This is a genomic window from Chryseobacterium jejuense, from assembly GCF_900100075.1.
GTDB classification, from domain to species: Bacteria; Bacteroidota; Bacteroidia; order Flavobacteriales; family Weeksellaceae; genus Chryseobacterium; species Chryseobacterium jejuense.
In genome coordinates, this window is the sequence record NZ_FNEG01000002.1 from 750,276 (window position 1) to 765,200 (window position 14,925).

The 14,925-nt window shown below is 33.2% G+C and carries 20 protein-coding genes; 4 read left to right on the forward strand and 16 right to left on the reverse strand.

Annotated elements, in window-relative coordinates; translation table 11 throughout:
- Nucleotides 1–270 precede the first annotated feature (270 nt).
- The 3 genes from BLS98_RS08810 to BLS98_RS08820 all read left to right on the forward strand — a co-directional run bounded on the left by BLS98_RS08810 (nt 271) and on the right by BLS98_RS08820 (nt 2,160).
- Nucleotides 271–1,032: an alpha/beta fold hydrolase gene (locus BLS98_RS08810; RefSeq protein WP_089735570.1), complete on the forward strand. Its 762-nt coding sequence runs from the start codon at nt 271–273 to the stop codon at nt 1,030–1,032.
- A gap of 62 nt (nt 1,033–1,094) precedes the next feature.
- Nucleotides 1,095–1,718 (forward strand): ribosome biogenesis GTP-binding protein YihA/YsxC, encoded by a 624-nt coding sequence (gene yihA / locus BLS98_RS08815; RefSeq protein ID WP_089735572.1) that lies wholly within the window; start codon nt 1,095–1,097, stop codon nt 1,716–1,718.
- Nucleotides 1,711–2,160, forward strand: a complete 450-nt coding sequence (locus BLS98_RS08820) for a GNAT family N-acetyltransferase (RefSeq protein WP_089735574.1) — start codon at nt 1,711–1,713, stop codon at nt 2,158–2,160. Before yihA ends, BLS98_RS08820 begins: the two co-directional genes overlap by 8 nt.
- A 57-nt stretch (nt 2,161–2,217) precedes the next feature.
- Here BLS98_RS08820 and BLS98_RS08825 read toward each other — a convergent pair whose 3' ends face one another.
- The 14 genes from BLS98_RS08825 to BLS98_RS23255 form a co-directional block, all read right to left on the reverse strand.
- Nucleotides 2,218–3,117, reverse strand: a complete 900-nt coding sequence (locus BLS98_RS08825) for a hypothetical protein (protein ID WP_089735576.1) — start codon at nt 3,115–3,117, stop codon at nt 2,218–2,220.
- An 11-nt stretch (nt 3,118–3,128) separates the two neighbouring features.
- Nucleotides 3,129–4,469, reverse strand: coding sequence for a coiled-coil domain-containing protein (locus tag BLS98_RS08830; protein ID WP_089735578.1), 1,341 nt, complete (start codon nt 4,467–4,469; stop codon nt 3,129–3,131).
- Between the two features lie 6 nt (nt 4,470–4,475).
- Nucleotides 4,476–4,883 (reverse strand): hypothetical protein, encoded by a 408-nt coding sequence (locus BLS98_RS08835; RefSeq protein ID WP_089735579.1) that lies wholly within the window; start codon nt 4,881–4,883, stop codon nt 4,476–4,478.
- A gap of 5 nt (nt 4,884–4,888) precedes the next feature.
- Nucleotides 4,889–5,293: a DUF6804 family protein gene (locus BLS98_RS08840; protein ID WP_111994727.1), complete on the reverse strand. Its 405-nt coding sequence runs from the start codon at nt 5,291–5,293 to the stop codon at nt 4,889–4,891.
- A gap of 9 nt (nt 5,294–5,302) precedes the next feature.
- Nucleotides 5,303–5,518: a TM2 domain-containing protein gene (locus BLS98_RS08845; protein WP_089735583.1), complete on the reverse strand. Its 216-nt coding sequence runs from the start codon at nt 5,516–5,518 to the stop codon at nt 5,303–5,305.
- Between the two features lie 3 nt (nt 5,519–5,521).
- Nucleotides 5,522–6,148 (reverse strand): PH domain-containing protein, encoded by a 627-nt coding sequence (locus tag BLS98_RS08850; protein WP_089735585.1) that lies wholly within the window; start codon nt 6,146–6,148, stop codon nt 5,522–5,524.
- A gap of 17 nt (nt 6,149–6,165) precedes the next feature.
- Nucleotides 6,166–6,690, reverse strand: coding sequence for an SH3 domain-containing protein (locus BLS98_RS08855; RefSeq protein WP_089735587.1), 525 nt, complete (start codon nt 6,688–6,690; stop codon nt 6,166–6,168).
- Between the two features lie 44 nt (nt 6,691–6,734).
- The gene (locus BLS98_RS08860; RefSeq protein ID WP_089735589.1) at nt 6,735–7,805 is read right to left on the reverse strand and encodes a type I restriction endonuclease; all 1,071 of its coding nucleotides are present in this window, start codon (nt 7,803–7,805) and stop codon (nt 6,735–6,737) included.
- 4 nt (nt 7,806–7,809) lie between these two features.
- On the reverse strand, nt 7,810–8,148 hold the full coding sequence (locus BLS98_RS08865) for a YegP family protein (protein WP_089735591.1): 339 nt from the start codon (nt 8,146–8,148) through the stop codon (nt 7,810–7,812).
- Between the two features lie 10 nt (nt 8,149–8,158).
- The gene (locus tag BLS98_RS08870; RefSeq protein WP_089735593.1) at nt 8,159–8,365 is read right to left on the reverse strand and encodes a hypothetical protein; all 207 of its coding nucleotides are present in this window, start codon (nt 8,363–8,365) and stop codon (nt 8,159–8,161) included.
- A 136-nt stretch (nt 8,366–8,501) separates the two neighbouring features.
- Nucleotides 8,502–9,167, reverse strand: a complete 666-nt coding sequence (locus tag BLS98_RS08875) for a response regulator (RefSeq protein WP_089735595.1) — start codon at nt 9,165–9,167, stop codon at nt 8,502–8,504.
- Between the two features lie 118 nt (nt 9,168–9,285).
- Nucleotides 9,286–9,948: a DUF5932 domain-containing protein gene (locus BLS98_RS08880; protein WP_089735597.1), complete on the reverse strand. Its 663-nt coding sequence runs from the start codon at nt 9,946–9,948 to the stop codon at nt 9,286–9,288.
- Between the two features lie 10 nt (nt 9,949–9,958).
- Nucleotides 9,959–11,527: a tetratricopeptide repeat-containing sensor histidine kinase gene (locus tag BLS98_RS08885; protein ID WP_167356189.1), complete on the reverse strand. Its 1,569-nt coding sequence runs from the start codon at nt 11,525–11,527 to the stop codon at nt 9,959–9,961.
- Between the two features lie 145 nt (nt 11,528–11,672).
- Nucleotides 11,673–11,840 (reverse strand): hypothetical protein, encoded by a 168-nt coding sequence (locus BLS98_RS23255; RefSeq protein WP_167356190.1) that lies wholly within the window; start codon nt 11,838–11,840, stop codon nt 11,673–11,675.
- A gap of 395 nt (nt 11,841–12,235) precedes the next feature.
- On the opposite strand from BLS98_RS23255, the gene BLS98_RS08895 reads away from it, so the two are divergent.
- Nucleotides 12,236–13,036 (forward strand): hypothetical protein, encoded by an 801-nt coding sequence (locus BLS98_RS08895; protein ID WP_089735603.1) that lies wholly within the window; start codon nt 12,236–12,238, stop codon nt 13,034–13,036.
- Between the two features lie 82 nt (nt 13,037–13,118).
- Here BLS98_RS08895 and msrA read toward each other — a convergent pair whose 3' ends face one another.
- Complete coding sequence (gene msrA, locus BLS98_RS08900) at nt 13,119–13,673, reverse strand: peptide-methionine (S)-S-oxide reductase MsrA (protein ID WP_089735605.1); 555 nt, start codon at nt 13,671–13,673, stop codon at nt 13,119–13,121.
- Nucleotides 13,674–13,943: 270 nt separating this feature from the next.
- Nucleotides 13,944–14,912 carry an ROK family protein gene (locus BLS98_RS08905; protein ID WP_089735607.1) on the reverse strand — a complete coding sequence of 323 codons (969 nt, stop codon included), beginning with the start codon at nt 14,910–14,912 and terminating at the stop codon, nt 13,944–13,946.
- Nucleotides 14,913–14,925: the final 13 nt, after the last annotated feature.

The following is a 14,925-nucleotide window of genomic DNA, read 5'->3' on the forward strand; positions in this document are numbered from 1 at the left end:
GGGACAAATTTATATAATAATTTCCAAAATTTCCCACTTTTTCCCACTTTTTGACTCAATGTTAATAAGTTTTATTAAAGATTGAGTTCTAAGAATGTAATTAATTGATATGTAGATGGTTGTTAAAACTGTTATTTAAGCCATAATAAAGCGATTTTGAAAAAAAAAGTTAAAAAGGGGAATATTGTATTATTTTTATCTTAAATTAGGATAATCAAAATATTTTTGAGGTTTAATTTGTATTTTTGCAAGGCTTTATTAAGGCATTATATGATATTTAGTACAAAAAAAGAAAAGAAATATTCCTATGTAGAGGCTGGGGAAGGACATCCATTAGTGCTGTTGCACGGGTTAATGGGTGGTTTGAGTAATTTCGATAAAATGGTAGATTTTTTTTCGGACAGAGGATTCAAAGTATATGTTCCTCAATTGCCCATCTATGATTTGCCGGTACTCAATACGAATCTCACCACTATAGCAAAATATATTATCAAGTTTATAGAAAGTCATATTTCAGGACCTGTTACCATTGTTGGAAACTCAATGGGAGGGCATGTAGGACTTATTTTAACTTTAGCAAGACCTGATCTGGTAAAGAACCTTGTTCTAACTGGAAGCTCCGGTTTGTATGAAAGAACTTTCGGAGACAGTTTTCCTAGAAAGAATGACAGATCTTATATCAGAAAGAAAACGGAAGAAGTTTTCTACGACCCTAAGGTTGCTACTGAAGATCTTGTAGATGAAGTTTTTGCTGTGGTGAATGACAGAATGAAAGGAATAAAAACGGTAATGTTGGCAAGAAGTGCCATCAAACACAATATGCTGAACGATCTTCCGAAGATTCAAACACCAACGTGTCTGATCTGGGGGAAACAGGATAATGTAACACCACCGGAGGTAGCTGAGGATATGCATAAGTTTATTCCTAACTCGGATTTATTCTGGATTGACCACTGTGGCCATGCTGCGATGATGGAAAAGCCGGATGAATTCAGTGAAATCCTATACAACTGGATAAAAGATAAAGTTTAAAACATAATAAATAACCATTAAGAGCTTTTCTTAGTGGTTTATTTTTCTAAAATATATTCAAAATGATTATTAAAACAGCAGAGTTTGTAAAGAGTAGTGGAAAATGGCAGGAATGCCCTGAGCCCAATATTCCCGAATATGCTTTTATCGGAAGGTCAAACGTAGGAAAATCATCACTGATCAACGCCATGATGAATCATAAAGATTTGGCTAAAACTTCGGGAACTCCGGGAAAAACTCAGCTGATCAATCATTTTTTGGTGAATGAAAACTGGTACCTTACCGATTTACCAGGATATGGGTATGCAAAGGTTTCAAAGGTTCAGAGAAAGGATTTTGAAAAACTGATCACCAATTATATTCTGAACAGAAGAAATCTAGTGAACCTTTTTGTTTTGGTAGATTCAAGACATACTCCACAGAAAATTGACCTGGAATTTATCCAATGGTGTGGGGAAAGCGGAATCCCATTCTCAATTGTCTTTACAAAAGCTGATAAGCTAAAACCGAACGTTGTTATCAAAAACGTTGAGGATTATAAGACGGAGCTTCATAAAACCTGGGAAGATCTTCCAGAATTGTATGTTACTTCAGCAGAAAAGAAAGAGGGGGGAGACAAGATTCTTGATTTTATACAAAAAACCAATGAGTTTTTAACAAATAATAATATAAGTTTCGATGAGTAATATTATCTGGAAAATCAAAACATTTGACGAATTTACAGTTCCTGAACTGTATGCTGTTTTGAAAGCACGTGTTGATGTTTTTATCATCGAACAGAACTGTCCTTATCCTGATTTGGATAATTACGATCAGAAAGCGGTTCATATCTGGGCCGAAGAAAACGGAAATGTATTGGCGTACTGCCGTATTTTCGATAGAGGAATAAAATATGATGAAACCTCAATTGGAAGAGTTCTTACAACGGAACAAGGAAGAGGTAAGAGCCTAGGAAAGTTATTAATTAAGTATGCTGTTGAAACTATAGAGAATCGTTTTCATACTTCCGAAATCAGAATCTCAGCGCAGGATTACCTGTTGAAGTTTTATGGTGATTTCGGTTTTGAAGATACAGGAAAGAAGTATCTTGAGGATGATATTCCGCATACGGAAATGATTAGAAATTAAAAAGCGAAGAATAAACTTCTTCGCTTTTTTGATAGTTAAATATATATGGATGTGCTTTTATTTTCCTGAAATCGTTTTTAAGATAATGGGTTCCAGATTGGAAGGAAGGTCTGCAGATTTGATCTGGTACTTCTTGATTTTCATTTCTTTAAACCAGTTTTCCCAATATTCTTTAATAACGGCTTCTTCAAAAGGATTTCCTTTTTCGGGATTAATTCCTAAAACGATAACTTCAAGGTTACTTAGATTTTCATTTGCTCTAACAAAACCATAGCCATTTTTTTCAATGGCTTCTTTAAAACCTGAAGTATTTAGATTGTTAGCTTTTACAAGTTTAGTTGTTAGATAGGACGTTTTGTGTGAGTTTTCTTTTTTTTCTTCAAACTTGGTGTTTTCATGGTACATGTAACCATCTGTCAGAATGAAAAGAATATTTCTCCGATCATTTTTTATACAATAATCTTTCACTTTATTTTTAAAGAATTCCCAGATATCTGAGCCAACATATTTTCCATCTTTTATAGCTGACTGATAGATGTTTAATGGTAATTCAGAATATTTTTTATCAACGGAGTCAAAATAACTTTTTGGAATATCTTTATTAAAAGAAACTTTGAGCTCTTTTGTGAAATCATTTATCTTAGGGTCAGAAGGTTCCGGGTTGAAGAAAACCTGCATCTGATCATCATAGGTAATGATTTTCTTGGATTTGATATGATTAATGAATCCTTTTTCAATTGCTTTAATGTATTCCGCATCTCGCTGGTAATATTCCATTGTTGGGTTCGGATTTGTTTTAGGATCAATTCTGTCTGAAAGATCAATCAGGATACTGAGATTGATATTGTTTGAATCAACAACAATAGAATCTTTCTTTCCTATGTTTGTTCCGTCATTTTTGCCTTTGCAACAAGAAACCAAAGAAATGATCATTAATAAATAAAGTATTTTTTTCATAATCTACGATGTTATAAAGATGATAAATACACTAAATTCTGATTGTCGGAATTAGCACCCACAGTTTCCAAATTGGTATTGTAAGTAGCAATACAGTCATCAATCATCGTTTGTTTTTCTGTTCTTGAAACTGCTATTTTTTCACCAATAAAAGTGATCCAGCCCTGAACATATTCCGAAGCATACAATTTGTAATCCTTAGTAGGAATAATCACTCCATCAATAATATTCTGAAGTTCTTCGATTCTGCCTCGTGTTTTAATAATAAGTTCTTTTGTATTTCCAATATTGGCCAGAATTTCTTCAATGTCCTTCTTTAAAACATTGATCTTTTCCTGAAAGAATTCAACTTTTCTCTGTCTGATTTCCTGTTCGTTTTTGATCTTATCCTTTTCTCTGTGTTCTTTCATTACAAAATCGAAAACCAATCCCCAAATAATGTAAACGATGAATCCGGCGAAAATAATTCCCCAAAACTGAATCTTAGTAAAAGCTATTTTAAGATCAAAAGGTGGGGAATCAAAAATTTTATTGAGCTCATATAATTTTGATTCGATTTCATAGGCTAAAATGGAATCGAAAATAAATGTCACGATAAATAGTAATCCAAGCTTAATGTAATTCGCTCTCGTTTTATTCTCCCAAAACATGTGAATCAAATAACCTAGTCCTAGAAATACAAAGGGAATCAAAGTTACAAATGCTCCTTCAATAACACCTTCGTTCCATGCTTTGCTGAAGGCTTGTGCATCCAAAACACTTTGAATAACGGTACTTTTGGCATCAAAATTTTTAAAAAAAGCGGAATAAGAGGTTGAAATATAAAATGTTGCTAAATATAAAGTGATGGGAATAAGAATAATAGTGCCGATCCAAAATTTTGCAGATGCTCCTCGCGCTGCTTTTACATTATATTTTTCCGGGTTTCTCGGAAGATCAAGAATTTCTGCCTTTAAGCTTTCAATAGCATGCTGATGATTTTCAACTTCCGTGTTTTTACTTTTTACTTGTTCTTCTTTGGTTTCCTGTGAGACAGTTAAAGCTTTGATCTCAGTTTCCCGGTTTTTCTGTTCATTGACGTAAGATTCTTTCAGGTTCTTCTGTTTTTCAACCATTTCTTTTTCTTCATTCTGAAATTTTGAGTAAACTGCGTCAAGACAGATGGATAGAGTAGAGTGGTTTCCACTGGTTCGCGAGCTGTCTCTGTATCCAGATTCGTGATAGGTTCTTTTTCGGTTTTCTTCGAGAGATTCATTATTCAGATTGTCCTCGTTTTTAGGGAACGTTTCCTGTTCAGGTTCTATCGGAACAGATTTTAGTTTAAATAAATTTTTTATACTGGTGGTATCCATGATCAGTTAGTTTTTTAATTCATATAAAATTTCACTTTTATTTTTTCCGATTTTCACGGCTTCAATGAGATAATCTACAATTGCAGTTACATTTTCTTCCAAAAAACCAAACATCAAAACGTATTTTTGCATCGCAGAATATTCGTTTGGGGAAACAATTCCATCTGCCCAGATCATGACTGTGAGATCATACAGATAATCAACTTTTTCTTCAATAGTTTTAGGAATCAATGATTTTAAATTAATAGGATTTAAAAGAATTTCGTCTAAATTTTTTGATGAAATTCCCCTTTCTTCAGCGCATTTGTAGAGCATTTTTAATTCTAAAGCACTGAAATCATCATCACAGATGGCCATCTGATACAATCTTAAAAAATGAGCTTTGAGGTTTTCTGTTATTTGATTGTTTTCCATAATGGTTATTCTTCTGTTGTTTTTTTAGGATTAATGATTCTGTCTCTTGAAACAGTTCTTTGATGTATTTGGATTGGGTGCTCTGATATTTCTTCGGTAGTTTCTTCTTCTTCCTTTTTATGTTCTTTTTTTTCTACGAACCCTATCAATAAGAATAAAATTCCTGTTATGATATCAAGCGGTATCCATATGTTTTTCCGATATAAGTAAATAGGAAAAACAGGATTGAAAAGAATGAGAATGACCAGAAAGGTTATACTGAAATAGTGTTGTTTAGAGTTTAAGGTATTGTATAAAACCAATAAAGCTCCAATGGAAACAAGAATTCGGAGAAAAGTATAATATTGTATGGGAAGAATGAAGATAGCCGCGAAACAACATAACGCACAGAAAGTGAGAAATGGTTTCATAATGTTTGTTTAAAATCCTGTTTTGGGATTATATTTATAGTTAAAACGGCTTTCAGACATAAAAATAAAGACGAAGAAATCAACAAATGCTATTAATGCAGGAATGAATGTCCAGCAAAATATCAGATACAGTATTCCCATGACATTTTGGCCTAAGTAAAATCTGTGAATGCCTAATCCTCCTAGGAAAAATGCAAGCAAAGTAGTGGTTGATTTTGATTTCATAATTTAAACTCTTGATAAAATTTCATTCTTTTTTATTTCAAACTCCTCAGGAGAAATTATTCCATTTTCCTTTAAATCTTTTAACTTTTGCAATAAGGCAAAAGGATCTTCATTTTCAATTAATATGGGCTTCTTTTCTTGTTGGAATTGTGGAGGCTGTGTAATAATTGGAGTGGCATTGTTCACGGTAACTCCTCCTGCTGAGGCTCTCAATGTTTCAAGATTTTTTTCTCTCCTTAAACCACGCATTCTTTCTTCCACTTCCTGTGCAAACTGATACAGTTTTCTGGCTTGATTTTTAGGAAGATAATCCATCATGTTGGTAAAGTTTGTTGTTGTTTTCATAATAAACGTAGAACCAACAATTCCTTCTTTGATATGGCAATCAGATATATCTACCCAGTTGTAATCCTGAAAATCCATTGATAATCCGAAGGTTTTCGGCCTGCAGAAAATAATTCGTCTGTTAGTAAGAGCAATACAGTCAGGCGATAAATTGACTAAAGGTTTCTTCTGAACCGCTATATATTCTACAGTTTCCTGAGAGGTAAGAAGGCTGTTTATTCTTCCTAAAAGCTTTTCAACAGCTTGAGGATCCTGTTCTTCATTTAAAAATTTTTTTAAGTTCATGTTATGTTGTTTTTTGATTATTTTACATCTTTATTGAAGACATATCCTTTTTTTCCACTTGATTTAACTTGTACTTTGTACCATGATCCTTCGGTTGAAAGTTTTATCAATTTGGTATCCTTAGGGACTACTGCTATTACTTTAGATTTAAGTGATGGTCTTTCGTAAATATTTGTTATTGCAATGCCTGCAATAGATCTGGTACTGGAGTTTACATTTATATTCACTTTATCAATAAAAACTTTTGGCGGTTTACCAGGGTCGATTTTTGAGGGTTTATAAGAGTCTCCGGATTTGTGTCTTTTAAATGTGTTTTTGGGGTTAGAACTGTTTGAAGATGATGTTTTTTTGGAACCACCACCACAAACCCCACAAGTTCCGCCACTATTGCAATGCCCACATCCTGAGCAATTTAAACAGGCTGTACAATATGCTGAGCCTGTACACCTTCCTCCATGTCCTATATTGTCATTAGCTTTAAAACAAGAATTTAAAAGAAACAAGCTAAATAAAAGTATGATAATGGATAGTGTTTTTTTCATGATTTAAGTATTAAATGGATAAGAGTTTTCATGGCTACTAGTTTTTATGAATAATTTTCTAATGTCTGATGAAGTTGATTTCTATAATTATAGATTTCATCCAGAGTGTTTAATAAAACCTTTTCTCCTGCTTCTTTTCCGTTATGAAAAGTTTCTAAATATTTATTTACAGTATTAAAATGCAGTCTGCAAAGAGGCTTTCTGTTGTTATCGTCTAACAGAATCCCAAAGTATGATAGGGTATCTCTGTAAGCAATTCTTGAAGATGGAATTTTTTCTCTCAGGATAGCTTTTACAATCTGAAATCCTTCCAACTCTTCTTCTGTTGTTATGATCTTAGATTCATTATTTTCGTCAATAGGTTGTGACGTTTTTTTATCTTCTTCTCTTTTTTCTATCTGTTCATTAATATTCAATGCAGATTTTAGTCTGAAACTAATGGATTCATTGATAGAACTGGTTAAAGCTTTTTTAGAGTATTCTTTGAACGATATCATTCTGTTGGCTGTTAAAGGCTTTTCAAAGAAACGATTAACCAGAAGTTTTACCAATTCATCAGACGGGTCTTCGATCTCTTTTTCGAATTCTTTTCTGATAGCTTTGATGTACTTTAATGCTTCTGCAGAATCGAGGATGCTTTCTAGATTGTAGTCTTTTTTAGTAAAGCTTTCCAGAATTTTAATGGAACTGTCTTTTAAGTCTTCAATATTAATGGTGAAAAATGGCTTTTCATCCATAATATTAGGTTTTTCAAGATCAGTATAAAAATTATAAACAATCCCATTCGTAAGAACTCCAAAACGTGTTTTAGAAACGTGATAATATCTGTGAAGCTGTGAATTATGGGCATCAGCGTTTTCTTTCCAGTGCTTACATTCAATGATAAAAATAGGTTCATCATTGTTTTTAATTACATAATCTACCTTTTCTCCTTTTTTGGTTCCTATATCACAAACATGTTCAGGAACTACTTCTGTTGGGTTAAATATATCATATCCCAGAATTTGTATAAAAGGCATTACAAATGCATTTTTCGTAGCTTCTTCCGTTCCTATCTGTTCTTTCAGTCCAATTACTTTCTGATGTAATTGATCAAGTTTAATTTTGAGATCCATAGTATTATTTTTTTAAAGTTTCATCAACAATTTCTGCCGTTGGAGCATTTGCTTTTACGGATGCAATACCACTTTCCAATCCAGACTTTGAGCTGTACATTTGACTGTTCCCGATGATTTCTCCGTTTCTTGCTTTTAGTACGAAATAATCTTTTCCATTTTTTGCAACCCTTTTGTCGTATCTTGAAAGATCCTGTGAATTAACTTTTACAGATTCAATTCCTTTTTGACATGATGCTTTCTGGACATATCCTTCGCTCGTTAAAATAATTTCGCCATTTCCGGCCTTCAGATTAAACTGATACTCGTTGTTGATTCTTTGTGTGATGATAAATTTTCCCATGATTACTATTTTAGCTTGTGTGACATTCGTTAGAACACGTTTTGCAGCCATTCGCTTTCGAATAATCTTTTTTTGCTTCTCTTACTGCGTCTTTACAAGACGAAAACTGACCTAAATATTTTCTGTTATCAATGCTCGGGAGATATATACAGTTTTCATGATGTACTTCATGATCTCCATTTGCTTGAGCTTTTTTGTTTACATAATACTTTTTCATAATAAAAATGGTTTATTGTTTTAATACTCCAAAAATATGAGCATTAAATTTTGGTTCATTACGGAAAACCGTAAAACGAGCAAAAAATAAAAAACCTTTCAAAAAATTTGAAAGGTTGTAAGTGAAATGATTTTTTTTATATAATGCCAATATCCTTGCAGAAGGCCACCAGCTGCTCATTGCTTTTTACTTCAAGGTCTTCTTTCAGGCTGTTTAGCCTTTTTTCCACGCTGCTGAGGCTGGCAGGTCTAATATTTCTTTCCTCGAGATGAACAGGTATGTTTTTTTGTAAGATTCCTTTAGAAAGGAGAGAAACAAGTGTAATATCATAGGTAGAGAATTCGTAGCTATTGAACTTTTTCATATCCTGCTTGAGATCAAAAGATAAATAGTTTTCGCCAATGTATACAGAGGCAATCGACTTTTTTAAATCTTTCGAATCGTTTCTGGCTTTACGAACATAACCGTTAATTTGATAATCTGAAAAAAGATTTTCTATGACCCCCGTTTTATGTTCTGCAGAAAATACGATGACTTTCAAATCAGGCTGTATCTCTTTTGCTTTTCTGATGAGGTCTTTTCCATCTTTAAGATTCTGTTCATGATGATCATCTTCATAATAAAGATCTGTAATCAACAAGTCGTATGGGTGTTCTTCCCTTAAGGCTTTCTGTATTTTTCCTACGGCATCATCACAATAGTATACATAATCTACGTTGGGAATATTCAGATCTTCAAGGGTTTTCTGAACGGAAATATTGATGCTTTCATGGTCTTCGGAAATTAGAACTTTTTTGAACATGGTTATACGATTTAGTTAAAAAAATAGGTTAAGGCCTCAAAAGTATATTCATTTATTTTTTCATCATTACGTGATCCCGTAAATAAAGCGAAAAAAACAATCTTTTCAACAAATTTGATCAGATGAGGCCAATATCTTTACAGGTTACGATCATTTCGATATTGTTTTTCGCGCCAAGACTGTCACGGAGTTCACTCAATCTTTTTTCAATAGATCTGATGCCATATGGCAGCATTCGATGTTCTTTCAGATAAGTACTTATTTCACTTTGTTTATGACCCTTGGCAAGAAGCTCAATTAATTTCATATCATACATATCAAACTCAGAAGAAATATGGCGCATAGTATTCAAAACTTCCTGAGGAATTACAGTCTCTCCATTAAAGATTTTGCGTATTGTACTTTTCAGGTCTTGCCCGTCACGTCTTGCCTTGCTTACAAATCCGTCAATCTTATATGTTTTGTAAAGATCATCAATTATTTTAGCTTTCTTTTCTACAGAAAATACGATTGTTTTTAACTCTGGCAGAACCTTTTTTGCCTCAAAAATAAGCTCCTGCCCGTTACGAAGCTGCTGAGGAATATGATCTTTTTCAAATGACAAATCAGCGATAAGAAGATCATAAGGACTTTTCTTTTCTAAAGCAGTTCTGATTCTGCTTAAAGCTTCATCACAATACATTACATAATCAAAGTCAGGGATATTTAATTCTTTTATCGTGTTCAGGATTCCCTGATTCATTACTTCCTGGTCTTCAACGATTAAAACTTTTTTGAACATGGCTATATGATTAGGAAACAGGGAATGAAAGATTTACCTTCAGTCCTTTTTCAATTTTTGTGTCAAAAGTAATTGTTCCGTTAATGGTTTCTATGCGGGATGCCGTATTACGCAGTCCATTTTTATAAATAAGATCTCCGGAAATTCCTATTCCATTGTCTTTGTATTGAATATCAACCATATTGTTTATTTTTTCAAACTTCACAGCCACATGACTGGCATGGCTGTGTTTTTTCATATTCACCATCAGTTCGCGAATCATTTGGTAAACTTCCTCTTTAGCTGTAGCAGAAATAGGTTCCCAAATCGCAGAGTTGTTTCCTGCTGTAAAGGTCTTTACGGTTTCACTATTAAAGGAAGCAATAAGTTCTGAAATTACTTTGCTGAACTCTTTTTCTTCTCCAACTTTATCATAGGAAATATCCCTTGATTTTTCATATACAAATTCCAGTTCGTCAAGTGCTTTATCCCGGTCAAAATCTTCTTGGTTTTCAATCTTGGTCATTACCTGGTAAATACCGTTGGCTACAACATCGTGTACTTTTTTGGACATTTTAAGTTCCGTGTTTTTTACTTCTAGTTCTTTTTCCTGTTTTAGAATTTTTTGCCTTTTTTTATTCCAAAAAAAAGCACCGATTAAAAGTAAGGATAAACCACTTAAGCCTATATTTCTTTTTAAAAGCTCATTTTCTTTCTTTTCATTTTCTTTTTTTATCTTCTCTACATCAAACCTTATCAAAGCAAATTGATTTTTTGCATTGTTTCTTTCTATCTGTAGGCTGTCATGAATTTCATTAAATTTCTTGAAATTTATTAAATAATTTTTAGGATCTAAAACGATAAGCCTTTGTAAGGCTTCTGTTTGGTCACTTAGGCTCTTAATCTCTGTGGCGGTGGATAGTAATTGATTTGCAAAATATAAAGATTTTGCTTTGTCTTTTTCAGCATAGTAATCTGAAAGAGTAGCATAACTGGAATTTTCTCCATTAATGTCATTTTTTATTTCTCTTATTGTTAAAGCTTTATGGAATTCAGGTAATGGATTGTAATTTTTATTTTCTAAAAATTTAACTTTAGCTAGGTTATTTAAAGCCATTGAATAGTTGTTACTATCTTTAGCTAAAATTGCTTTTTTCAAATAAACCTTGGCTGATTGAAGTTTTCCTTGAAGTATTAATACATCACTTATATTATTATAATAGACCGATTTATTTTCACTATCATTAGCATATTCTAAAGTCTTTTCATAAAATTCTACTGATTGATCATAATTTTTAAGATAGGAAGAAGAAATAGCCATATTGTTATAATTAGCCGCAAGAGTGCTTCTTATAGTACTGTCTTTTTCATTTTGTAGTAAATTATTAGCTTCCAAAGATGTTTCTATGCTTCCATAAAAGTCTCCTCTACCTGCCTGAATTATTGCCATATTTACAAATGATTTGGCTGCTCCTAATGAATCATTTGATTTTAAATAATCGTTTTTAGCTAAGTTGTAGTAATTGAATGCTGAATCAATAATATTAGCCTTTCTAAAACTTTTGGCTTTTTCATAGAAAAAATTATTCTTTGAAAGCACATTTTTCTTGCATGAGGAAAAAAAAAATAGAATTATCAATAAAAGTAATGAAAAGTTTTTCATGGTTCGGGTTTATTGCAAAATACTAAAAAAGACAGATTTATGCAATCTGTCTTTTTTGTTATATAACAAGATATTAAATATCTTAAGGTTTTGGAGCTGGAGGGGGTGTTTGCCCTGTATTTCCAGTAATTGGACCCCCATCATCCATACCTTGTTCAGGTTCTGAATAGGTTACTACTATATCAGGTGTTTGATTGTTATCAGATGTTGTGTGGGTATTATTATTTGGGAATGCTAAACCAAGTAGCATTAAAATAAACTGTATCATTTTTTTCAAAAAATTTATTGTTAAAGCATTGGTGTTCTTTCCTGCGAAACAGATCGCAGACAGTGTTACACGATTAAAAAAATTGAAGCGCTTCTAAATTTTTTGGGAAGTGAACCTTCAAAAACGGAGGAGAAACATCTGCTTCCCAACCCGGAGTTTTCCTCCGTTTTATCTGGTGATTTTGAAATCAGTTTTGTGAATTTTGATTATATTTTTTATTTCTCACTGATCTCTGATGCAAAGATGCAACGGAGAATAGGGCGAGGGTGAGAAAGTTATTGGAAAGTTATTGGAAACTTTATTTATTTGATTGTTACGGTTTTCCGTATTTTTATTCTTTGCTTTTTTTTTACTTTCAAGCCATAATATTTACAGTTATGTCTAAATTTTTACCACAGAAAAAAAAGCTATTGGAGGAAGTTTATGAAAAAGCTAAAAATGAAGCTATAGAGACTTCATTTAATGGAATAGCCAAGCATCTTGAAAGATCCTTAAAAGATGACTATAGTGTTAATCTAACTTATAAGTCTTTCGAAACTTATTATCAAACAATAGTTGAAAAAGAAAAAGATTACAATATTAAAAGGGCAATTCTTGATGATCTGTGTAAATATATTGAGTATGATAATTTTGTAAATTATTGTATGGAATGGAAGACTATTGAATATGCTATAAATCATACAGTTTCAAAAATTGTAATTAACATTGTTAATAAGCCTGTAATTAGCTGGTCCTCAGCGGTAAAAAATGGGTTTGGTTTTGTAGAATTCACTTTTATATTTCTTCTTCTTACTGGGAGTGTTGCCTTTTCTAATAGTAGAAAAGAATCTTTGGATGCAAAAGATATTTGGATGGGTTTATTAGGCGGTCAATTAGATATTGATAAAAAGTATATGTATTGGAATGGAGAAAGATATATTGCAACAGATAGTGCTAATTTAGGAAGGCAATTTAAAGTTATTGCTATGCAAAAGGACGATTTTAAAGATTTAAAGAAAATCACCCAGCCAGACACTCTTACTATTGAAAATGCTATGGGTAAAGTATGGTATGATAAAAGTGATAATAAGGTTGAATTCTTTACGAGTTTTGGAAAGCATCCTAAAAATGAAAAGGCATTAAAAGATGTATCTGAAAGAATATTAGAAAATTATGCAGGAGAAAATGCTGAACCATAAGAATATATTTATCTAAATAATTTTTAGTTCAGTTAGAACAATTTTTTCCACAAAAAAAGCGAAGATTTCTCTCCGCTCTATATTACTCTGCATTCAGCATTCCCAGTTCTCCAAAATACTTTTTAAACTTCTGGATCTTAGGACCTACCACAGCACTACAGTATGGCTGAGTAGGGTTTTCATTATAATAACCCTGGTGGTATTGTTCTGCCGGCCAGAATTTTTCAAATGGCGCCAGTTCAGTTACGTAAGTTCCAGCCCATCTTCCGGATTCCTGAGAAACTTTAATGGCTTCCTGAGCTTTTGCCTTTTCTGCCTCATCTTTATAATAAATAACAGAACGGTATTGAGTTCCGATGTCATTTCCCTGTCTGTTAAGCTGAGTAGGATCGTGTAAGAAGAAGAAAACATCCATTAGTTGTTCGTAGGAAATTATGGAAGGATTGTAAGTGATCTGTACTACTTCTGCATGGCCTGTTTCGCCGGTACAAACTTCCTGATACGTTGGGTTGTCTTTGTGCCCACCGGAATATCCTGATAGGGCAGATTCAACACCTTTTAACAAATTGAAACAGCTTTCTACACACCAGAAACATCCGCCACCGAAAACGATGGTTTCTAAATTATTGTTATCCATTTTTTGGTAATTATATTGTTTTAATACATTTCTTTTGTCCTCGAAAGGCTACGAAAAATGCTAATCAAAAGTAAGAAAAACTTCATGGATTTTGATACGGATCTGATGAATTGTTTTCATAGATAATGCTAATAATAAAAGTAAGTAGGGGCCTGTATAAAAGAGCTGTATTTTAAGACACACATGCGCTAATATATTTATTCGTTAATACGTGGCAAACAAAAAAGCGATCTCACCATGAGATCGCTTTAAATATTATAAGTGTATCAGTTACTTTTCCCAAACCAAAGCACTTGCCCCAAGAATGGCAGCATCCGCCTCGTCCAGTTCACTGAATACTAATTTTACCTTATTTCTAAAGATTGGAAGCAGATTCCTTTCCATATGAAGTTTAGCTGGTTTTAAAATAAAGTCTCCGGCTTTGATGACTCCACCAAATAAAAGGATTGCTTGTGGTGAAGAAAACATTACGAAATTGGCTAATGCTTCACCCAGCTTTTGTCCTGTATATCTGAAAACTTCAATAGCAATTGGATCTTCTTTTATTGCACATTCATAGACTGTTTTAGAATTGATCTCGTCTTCAGGATATTGGTTCAGCATAGACTCCGGGAACTCCGCTCTCATTTTTTTAGCTGTGATGGTAATTCCTGTTGCAGAAGCATAGGCTTCCAGGCTTCCCTCAGATCCAGTGCTCCAGTGCTTTCTTCCACCTGGCTTTACAATAGTATGTCCCAATTCTCCGGCAAAACCATCATGTCCGTAGATTAGGCTCCCGTTAGAGATAATTCCGCTTCCTACTCCTGTTCCCAGGGTAATCATGATGAAATCTTTCATTCCGCGTGCTGCTCCGAAAAGCATCTCACCCAATGCTGCAGCATTGGCATCATTGGTTACTGTGCAAGGCAAATTGAATTTTGCGGTCATCAGTTCAGTAAAAGGAATGACCCCTTTCCATGGTAGGTTAGGTGCTAATTCAATTGTTCCTTTATAATAGTTTGCGTTGGGTGCTCCTACACCAATTCCGTCAAAGTGCTTCTCTGAACCATGTTTTTCCATTAAAGGATATACGTGTTCATACAAAGCATCGATGAAATCTTCTACTTTATCATAAGCATCGGTTTTAAGACTTCCTTTATCCAGAACTTCCCCGCGGTGGTTTACAATTCCGAACTTGGTATTGGTTCCGCCGATGTCAACTCCAAGGGCAACCTGTTTTGATAAATCTATTAATGACATTTCTATTATTAAA